This is a genomic window from Streptococcus sp. 3613 (genome assembly GCF_013277375.1).
GTDB classification, from domain to species: domain Bacteria; phylum Bacillota; class Bacilli; order Lactobacillales; family Streptococcaceae; genus Streptococcus; species Streptococcus pseudopneumoniae.
Map to the genome: position 1 here is coordinate 21,796 of NZ_VMMV01000005.1, position 8,047 is coordinate 29,842.

At 41.3% G+C, this 8,047-nt stretch carries 7 protein-coding genes and 1 pseudogene; all 8 read right to left on the bottom strand.

What is annotated here, in order from left to right:
• Nucleotides 1-17: 17 nt before the first annotated feature.
• Nucleotides 18-779, bottom strand: a complete 762-nt coding sequence (locus HT708_RS00755; RefSeq protein WP_023940938.1) for a hypothetical protein — start codon at nucleotides 777-779, stop codon at nucleotides 18-20.
• Nucleotides 742-2,532: a CAP domain-containing protein gene (locus HT708_RS00760; RefSeq protein ID WP_172925871.1), complete on the bottom strand. Its 1,791-nt coding sequence runs from the start codon at nucleotides 2,530-2,532 to the stop codon at nucleotides 742-744. Before HT708_RS00760 ends, HT708_RS00755 begins: the two co-directional genes overlap by 38 nt.
• A 297-nt stretch (nucleotides 2,533-2,829) precedes the next feature.
• Nucleotides 2,830-4,209 carry an ABC transporter permease subunit Vex3 gene (gene vex3, locus HT708_RS00765; RefSeq protein ID WP_166736458.1) on the bottom strand — a complete coding sequence of 460 codons (1,380 nt, stop codon included), beginning with the start codon at nucleotides 4,207-4,209 and terminating at the stop codon, nucleotides 2,830-2,832.
• 55 nt (nucleotides 4,210-4,264) lie between these two features.
• Entirely contained in the window at nucleotides 4,265-4,912 is a 648-nt protein-coding gene (vex2, locus tag HT708_RS00770; protein ID WP_023937625.1) for an ABC transporter ATP-binding subunit Vex2, read from the bottom strand.
• A 12-nt stretch (nucleotides 4,913-4,924) separates the two neighbouring features.
• Nucleotides 4,925-6,202: an ABC transporter permease gene (locus HT708_RS00775; RefSeq protein WP_023937627.1), complete on the bottom strand. Its 1,278-nt coding sequence runs from the start codon at nucleotides 6,200-6,202 to the stop codon at nucleotides 4,925-4,927.
• A gap of 234 nt (nucleotides 6,203-6,436) precedes the next feature.
• A pseudogene (locus tag HT708_RS00780) lies at nucleotides 6,437-6,511 on the bottom strand (transposase); the annotation flags it as partial.
• Nucleotides 6,505-6,855, bottom strand: a complete 351-nt coding sequence (gene tnpB / locus HT708_RS00785; RefSeq protein WP_023937629.1) for an IS66 family insertion sequence element accessory protein TnpB — start codon at nucleotides 6,853-6,855, stop codon at nucleotides 6,505-6,507. The gene tnpB and the pseudogene HT708_RS00780, both read right to left, overlap by 7 nt.
• A 336-nt stretch (nucleotides 6,856-7,191) precedes the next feature.
• A partial coding sequence (locus tag HT708_RS00790) for an LPXTG cell wall anchor domain-containing protein (RefSeq protein ID WP_172925872.1) occupies nucleotides 7,192-8,047 on the bottom strand: 856 nt, incomplete at its 5' end.

The following is an 8,047-nucleotide window of genomic DNA, read 5'->3' on the forward strand; positions in this document are numbered from 1 at the left end:
TCTCTATAGAATGAAAATTATTTAGCTGCTTTTGAAAATGTTACAACGTAGTTATAATCTTTCCCATTAGCTTGATAGACATAGTCCTCTTTTAAAGTATAGCCACGTTTGCCCAACTCTTCTTTCTTAGCATCAACTTGGTTCTTGACTGCCACTTTTACTTCATCATCTGTTGAACCTTCCGCGATTTCAAGAGGAGTTCCATTGATATCTCCTAGAAAACCTGCAATATCTTTCATTTTATCAAAGTTATAAAAAACATTGACTTTGACCTTTTGAGGAGCTGGTGTTACAACTTCTTCAGCTTCTACTGTTGTTCCTGCGTCTTTTGGAGCTAGTGTTTCTTCTGTTCCTACTTCTACAGATGGTTGTGTGTCTGTTGACTCACTTTCAGAGGTAACTGATGCTTCTTTTGACTCTGACGATTCTTCTGATGTGGCATTTGTTGTTCCATCTTGTGTCTCAGAATTATTTTCTTGTGAATTTACTAAGTTAGAATCAGACGAAGTCGCTTCTCCAGTTTCTTCTGTGGTGGTCAATACTTTTTCTGAGTCTGATGATGGAGCTACAGATGTTTTTCCTGTTTCTGCCATATCCGTAGCTGATGTGTTTTCAGCTGGTTCTACTTGGCTTTTCTCTGTGCTTTCCGTAGATTCTACAGTCTTTGCTTCCTCTGTTGCTCCGTTACCGTGCGATGTTACATCTCTTGTTTCTGAAGACGCTTCCTGTGAATTAACATCTTTACTGTTTGTCTCTTCTATCAGATATGTTTTCGACAATATCAGCTTTTGTTTTAAATGAGGAAAGTTGAGATTCTGTCACCTCTGCTTCTTGAATTGCTGGCCCATACTGTCCAACTAAAGCCTCCGAGTCGACCTTATCTCCTAAAATTTGTGCAACAGTAATCCAGTGATGTTCATGACGAGGGTTATTAAATGCACCAAGACCTGTATAAGTATATAGAGGATTTATCAATGATTTATAATGACCAGTTTGACCTGCAACTGTCTCACCCTTTGATTTTTTAATATAATCGGCTTTTTCTGAGTACCATTGCTTAATCGCCTCTGCAAATCCTTTATAATTCCACGCCAAGTTTTCTCCAAATGTTCTAGTACCAGTCGGAAAAGCTGTCCAAATATTTTTGTCAGAGAGACGAGCATGGGCATTCGTAATAGAAGACTCAGCAGCTCTCATAAGAGCCGTTTTTTCCAGTTGTGTTGACCACTTAATCGGAACATACTTATCTACTAATTTCTCCTCAAAAGCCTCTTTACGAATCTTATTAAGAGAATCTAAGATAGCTTGTTGATCTGGTGTTAAAAATTCTCCTTTGATTCCCACCAAAACATTGCCAGCAGATGCTTGACTCACTTCCGATTTAAATACAGTCTGCACCTCCTTTTGTGGTACAGCCGGCACTTCCCCTTTCGGTATTACTGGATCTTCCGTGGTTGGTCTTGTAGCTACCGGTGCTTCTGATTTTGGTGCTGGCGCTGCTGGTGCTTCCGCTTGCGGCGCCGGGGTCGCTGGTGCTTCTGATTTTGGTTCTGATACCATTGGCTCTTCTGCTTTCGGTGCTGGAGATACGGGTGCTTCTGCTTTTGGTTCTGATACCGTTGGCTCATCCGCTTTCGGTGCTGGGGTCGCTGGCTCTTCTACTTCTGGTGCCAGTGTTGCTGGTTCTTCCGCTTTTGGCGCCGGTGACACTGGTTCTTCCACTTTTGGTGCTGGGGTCGCTGGTGCTTCCGATTTTGGTTCTGATACCATTGGCTCTTCCACTTTCGGTGCTGGCGCTTCAGAACTTGGATTTGAAACTACAGGTTGATTTGTTGTCCCTATATTTGAAAGGGCCTTGTCTACTACTGGACTTGATTCAGTTGAGTTCCCTGATTCAATTGTAGTATCTGCAGATGGAGCATGTAAAGTTTCTGATCTTGTTTCGGCTTTTGGCGCAACTGAGATTGAGGTTTCTGATTTCGATGCCGGCAATACTGACTCTTCAGCTTTCTCTGCTGACGCCGCTGGGATTTCCACAGCTACTGGTGTCGTTTGTTTAACAGTAGTCCTTTGTTCACCAGTTACAGTATCTGTTTTTGTTTCAACTTCATAACTTTGACGACTACCAGAATTATCAATCGACACTCGCTGTCTTTTTACTTCTGTATTTCCATCTTTTAGAAAAGCCTCTTCGCTAAAATACAATTTATTATTAGCAAAAATCAAATCTCTATTTGCAATACGATTTATCTCAACCAAACTATCAACAGATAGCCCTGTTGCCCCACTAATAGCACTCAATGTATCTCCCCACTTAATTGTGTAGTGTGATAAATTGTCTATATTTAGAATATCAGCTTTCACTTCCTCAACTGTTCTGGCTACCCAAACACCATCTTGTTCACTGGCTGATACAGTTGGAGCTAAAAAGCCTAGCCCCAGTAGAATCACACCTGTCGCAACAATTGCACCCGTTCTTAATTTTCTAAAACCACGGAGGGATAAGCTTCCTCTAACATTTGTTTGTCTCATAATATTTATTTTTCCTCACTATTCTATATTTTCCAAGGTAGACCCTGCCTAGGTCTACTAGCCTATGTTTGCGATATGGATAGGCTTCTACAGATTTATCTATAGATTTTTATACACAATTCCATATATAAGTTGCGAAACCCCTTTCTAATAAATTCCATAACTTTAGTATATCATATTTAACACTAAAGTACAAAGAAAGCAACTGAAAGCAATGATTTTCACCACTGCTTTCTGCTTCATGTATCATTTTAAAACTTTCAGTTGCTAGCCTCATTTTTCAGTCTAGCATCAGTATTATTCACCATCCAGCAAAAGCTCTTTTGGTTGTTTTCTAAGGAGATTGCTTGAAGCAAGCGCCATAACGAGAACCACTAGAACCAAGGCTAGGACAAAGACGATGATAAAGTCTGAAGTCTGAATAGAAATATCTAGGCTCGACAAGGTCTTGCTAAAGCCATCTACTTCTGCACCACCACCAAGGTTAGAGGCTTGAGCCGCCTTGCTGGCTTGCTTGGCAACACCTGAAGTCACATTGGCAAGGACAGTATTTCCGATGGCACGAGCTGTGTAGCTGGCTAGGAAGTAAGCAGAAACAAGAGCAGGAATTGCAATCAAGATGGATTCGGTGATGAATTGCCCCAAGATACTTGCCTGCTTAAGACCGATAGAGAGGAGAATGCCCACTTCCTTACGACGGGCGTTGATCCAAAGACTAAGCAAGAGTGCAAGGAGAAGGACTGAGAAGCTCAAGCTACCCCAGAAGAGGAGGTTGGCCATCTTGTACATACCAGAAATGGATTTCTCTAGAGCTGGGTAGTTAGAGGAACTCTTAACGAGTGTGTAGCTCTTCCAGTTGATACCACTGATGCCATTCAACTCTTTCATAACATCATCCAAGTTCTTGTCTGCTGTTACAAAGAAGGTTGCGTCCCCATAAATAGCTGTGTCTTCTGTGTATCCATAAAGTTTAGCAGCAATATGGATGTCTGTGATGGCTGTATTTTCGTAAAGCTCTTGTGAGTAAGTTACTGCTGACTTATTATGACCATCAAAGAGTCCCTTGATTGTCACTTGGACTGTTTCCCTGGCTCCTTTTTCATTATCGGCATCGTAGATATTGGAGTCTAGTTTGACCTTATCCCCAACTTTCCAGCCGTGTTTGGCTGCCAAGTCCTTATGCATGAGAATCTTATCCTTGTCGTCGTTGGTTAGGTGCTCACCTTCGACCAGCTTATAAGAACCAGAGACAAACTTGTCTTCTTTAGAGGAGTCATTGACACCAGTGATCATCAAGCTACTTCCAAAACGTTTGGCACGATCAGCAGTGAGATTCTTCTTGGTTTCTGGCGTTTCAATGAGGTCATATCCAGTCAAATCTCCGATAGCGTTGATACGTTTGACATAAGACTCGATGGCCTTGTTTTCGGTGATTTTTTTGATGTCTTCACCCTTGATATTCCCAGCACCACGTGGCGTTCCTTGATTGACGCGACGATTGATTTGCATGGAGAAGCTGTTGGTGATATTTTTAAAGGTCTCCTGAGAAGCTTTGGCAGTAGCTCCCTTAATCGACAAGCCGACCAAACTCAAGCTCGCCATGAGGAGAATAATCAGGAAGATGACGATCGATTTGAAAAACTTCCTTGTAACATAGGCAAATGCGTTGTGTAACATAGGTTCCCTTTCTAGATTTTATTCTATTTTATAGTTTGAACAGAAAAAGTTCGTATTATTTCGTAGTATTTCGAGTTTCAGTCAGTTTCTTATCTTTCAACTCAAGTGTAATATCTGATGCTTGTGCCACTTCTTTGCTGTGGGTTACGACGATGACACATTTACCTGTTTTCTGGGCAAGTGATTTGAGCAGTTCGACAATATCTCCAGCAGTTTTAGGATCCAGATTTCCTGTTGGCTCATCAGCTAGAATAACTGGAGCTTCTGAGACCAAACTGCGAGCAATGGCAACACGTTGCTGTTGACCACCTGATAACTGGAGAACATTCCGCTTGATCTGATTTTCATCTAAACCAAGCTCAAGCAGTGTATCCTTGCTTGTCTTTTTGTTGACCAAGCGGATATTTTCCAGTGGAGAAAGATAATCTATCAAGTTATAATTTTGAAATACCAGGGAAATATGGTGCATACGATGGTAGGAATACCCCTTCTTACGAATATCCTCTCCTTGGAAAAGAATCGAACCTTCAACAGGACTATCTAAACCAGCAAGTAGGGACAAGAGAGTGGATTTCCCCGCTCCTGACTCCCCAATAATACTGTAAAATTTCCCAGGTTCAAAATGATAATTGATCTGATATAGGACTGCCTCAGCAGTGTTCTTATAACGGTAGGTAAGGTCTTGTAATTGTAATAAAGTCATGATTTCTCCTTCTTAACTAATAGATGATAAAATTTCTTTCGGCGATTTTCTAAATAAAAATAGGAAACAAAGGGCTACAGATAAGCAACTAAGCAGAACTAGAAAAACATAGGATTCTGCAAAAGATAGGGTGCTGGTTGATAGACTGCTTGCTTTAGCTAGCGTGTCTTGTAGGGCTGCCTGATCTCCACTTGCTAGTAGGGTTTGGAGTAGGTAAGATGTTATTGCGTTTCCTGCAACAAATGCTGGAAGCAAAGCACTGAGAGATACCAAAACTACCTCTAAACAGAATTGTAGGAAGATTGAGCTCTTGCCTTTTCCAAGTGCCAGTAAAATTCCCACTTCGTAGACCCTTTCTCTCAACCAGAGAGACAAAACCAGAATTAAGGCTCCTGCTCCTGCTATCAACATCCCATAAAGGAAGATGGTCAGGAAGGTTTGGAAGGTTTCCACTGAGTCTTTGATTTGTTCAAAAGCCTTGTTTTCCTTCTCGACTTGGTAGCCTTGACTTTCCAAGGCCAAGTTTTCCACCTGCTTCATGAGTCCGTCCATTTCCTTAGGATTTTCTACATAGAAGCGAGCTGCACTGACTTGAGCTTCACTATTGCCCAAAAGTGTCTGGCTACTTTCATAGTCTGTAAAGACCTGGTTTTCACTGAAGTCGGAAGACAAACCTGTGAATTTCTCCTGTTTTTTACCAGAGAAGATTCCGACGATTTCAAACTCTACTGTTTGTCCTTTGCCAGATTCGGACTGTCCAGCATCCAAGCCAATCTTGTCATGAAGCGAAAGACCGTTCTTCTTAGCCAACTCTTCGTGGATCAGGATTTTCTTGGAATCCCCTTTTTGAAGGTGTCGCCCTTCTTTTAGGTTGAAGGCCGAACTGGTAAAGGTCACATCCTTGGATGAATCCTCAAGAGCCGTTAAGCTGACCAAGTTTTTGTCTGCAGCTGACAAATCATCACGCTCCACGCTCTGCTCGCCACTCACTGCTTCCTTGTCTTTTAGTTTTGCGACCGTCTCGAGTTCAGGAGAGACATGTTCCAGTCCCTTAATCTGGCTCACGGATGATAAGTCCGACAACTTGAAAGTCTGACCATTTTCTATCTTCTTAATAGAAAAAGATGTATTGAGTGATTTGTAAAGATTGGTTTCAACTGTTTTGTTGGACTTCATCAGCGTCAAACAGGCTGAAATTCCAGCCAATAGGACCAATAAAATCAGAAATAAAATAAAACTTCTCAGTCGTTTTCTGCTGACATAAGCCCAAGATCTTTGGATTGGATTCATTTGTCACCTCCATATTTGTAAGACTATTATAAAACCCAAATATGAAATGTTTATGAAATACGAAAAAAATATCGAGTAGGGGATAATCTCTAGCCCCTCTCACACCACCGTACGTGCCGTTCGGCATACGGCGGTTCAACTAACTTTTAAAGCATGTCGTTCAAGGTCATAATCCAAACACAAAATCAGTCCACGTTTTTCTTAGGCTAAAAGAGTCCACTGGACTCTTTTACTCCGTCCCATAACCAATGATTTAATAGCGCGTTCAGCTAGATTATTGGAAAGGACCAGATGCCCGTCTTTCAATAGAAATCACGACTTTCTGATGAATTTATTTTGGGAGTGATAGAAAAGCCCTTCATAAGCCAGTCTACTTGTTCAGGCGTGAGAGCTTTGATATCCTTTTCTGTACTGGGCCAAGTCAGTCTGCCGCTCTCAAAGCGTTTATATAGTAGCCAAAATCCTTGACCATCCCAGTAAAGGGATTTAAAGCGGTCTTTACGTCCACCACAAAAGAGAAAGACTTGACCTGAAAAGGGATTTAATTCAAAGTGGGTTTTAATGAGATAAGCCAGTGAATCAATGCCTTGCCTCATATCCGTTTTCCCACACACGAGATAGACCTGCCCTAGGCTAGATAGATGAATTGTCATAGAGCAACACCTTATCCAAAAGCTCTTCTATCATTTCGAGATTGTGGAATCTCTACAGGAACAATAGGTTGTGGCATTAAAATATCTTCCAATAGTTTTACTTTACGAATAGTATACAGGAGGAACTCCATGAATGATAGATACCTTGTTATGACGCGCTTACCGTACTATTATAAATTCAATCCACTATATCATTTGATTCACTAGTAAAAAAAGGATAACATCTCCTCTCGGAGATGCTATCCTTTTGGGGGCGACTAGAACATAGTGTTCCAATCTATTTTCGTTAAATTTACAGAATGTTTATCCTATGAATTATTTTATCAAAGTAATTTCTTACTCTTCTTCCTTGCGCTTTTTCGCGATAAGGAGTCCCCCTGTTGCTGCTGCAAGAAGTGCTAGAGCAAGTGAAGCGCTAGATTGTTCTGTACCAGTATTTGGCAATTCTTTCGCTCCTGCTTTCTCAGCTGGTGCTTGAGCAGGTGAATCTTGGTTGGTAGCTGGATTAACTGCTACTGAACTATCTGATTTCTTGACTGTCTTATCTGCTGGAATAACAGATGTAGTACCATCTTCAAAGGTTACAACTACTGATCCGTCTTTGTTTACCTTAATATCTTTCGCAGTTGGGTTAGATTTCTTAACTTCTTCGGCTACCTTAGCTTTTTCTGCGTCAGTCAAGTTGCTTGGATCTTTAACTGGTGTTGCTGACGGATCCTTAACACTATCTGCATCTTTAGCTTTCTCAACTGCTTTAGCTGCTGGAATTATTGCTGTTGAGCCATCTGGGAAGGTTACAGTTATTGTTCCATCTTTACCTACTTTAACATCTGTTGCAGTTGGGTTAGATTTCTTAACTTCTTCGGCTACCTTAGCTCTTTCTGCATCAGTCAAGTTGCTTGGATCTTTAACCGATGTTACTGATGGATCTTTAACACTATCTGAATCCTTAGTTGATGCACCTACTGGTTTAGATTCTGGTTTCGAGTTTGGATCTTTCGGATTTGTTCCTTTTTCTACTTCTTCTTTATCTGTGAAGCCATCGCCATCTGTATCAGCTTTAGTAGGGTCTGTTCCTTTCTCTACTTCTTCCTTATCAGTCAAGCCATCGCCATCTGTATCAGCTTTAGTAGGGTCTGTTCCTTTCTCTACTTCTTCCTTATCAGTCAAGCCATCGCCATCTGTATCAGCT